This is a genomic window from Paracoccus sp. SSK6, from assembly GCF_039770665.1.
Taxonomy (GTDB): domain Bacteria; phylum Pseudomonadota; class Alphaproteobacteria; order Rhodobacterales; family Rhodobacteraceae; genus Paracoccus.
The window spans coordinates 1-852 of sequence record NZ_JBDPNJ010000088.1 but is presented as its reverse complement, the minus strand read 5'-3'; the positions used below and the strand labels follow the sequence as shown (position 1 = coordinate 852).

1 pseudogene is annotated in these 852 nt (G+C 61.3%); it reads left to right on the top strand.

The features are described from left to right. Nucleotides 1-64: 64 nt before the first annotated feature. Nucleotides 65-834 (top strand): annotated as a pseudogene (locus AAIL68_RS17470) (IS5 family transposase). Nucleotides 835-852 lie beyond the last annotated feature (18 nt).

The following is an 852-nucleotide window of genomic DNA, read 5'->3' as shown; positions in this document are numbered from 1 at the left end:
TAGGGTCAGGACCCATTGATCTTCCACTTTCGGCGTGATTCAGGCTCCGCAAGGAGACTGACCTATGACCAACCTTTTTTGGCTGACGGACGCGCAGATGGCACGGCTGCAGCCGTTCTTTCCCAAGAGCCATGGCAAGCCCCGTGTCGATGACAGGCGGGTGCTGAGCGGCATAATCTTCATCAATCGGAATGGGTTGCGGTGGCGTGATGCGCCGAGGGAATATGGCCCGCCCAAGACCCTCTACAATCGCTGGAAGCGGTGGAGTGACAAGGGTGTCTTCGCTCGGATGATGGACGGGCTGGCCGCGGAGGCTGCCACCCCGAAGACGGTGATGATCGACGCGACCTACCTGAAGGCGCACCGCACGGCGACCAGCCTGCGGTCGAAAAAGGGGGACCTGGCGACCAAAGGGGCCGTCTGATCGGTCGCACGAAGGGCGGCATGAACACCAAGCTGCATGCTGTGGCCGACGCCGATGGGCGCCCGATCCGCTTCTTCATGACCGCAGGCCAAGTCAGCGACTACACCGGAGCGGCGGCGCTGCTGAGCAGCTTGCCGAAAGCGGAATGGCTGCTCGCTGACCGGGGATATGACGCCGACTGGTTCAGAGAAGCATTGAAAGACAAGGGGATAAAACCCTGCATTCCGGGCCGGAAGTCGCGCGGCAAGCCCATCAAACACGACAAGCGCCGCTACAAACGCCGCAACCGGATCGAGATCATGTTCGGACGTCTGAAGGACTGGCGCAGGGTTGCAACCCGCTACGACCGATGCCCGAAGGTCTTCCTCTCAGCCGTCGCACTCGCCGCAACCGTCATGTTCTGGCTATGAAACGAGAACGAGTCCTGA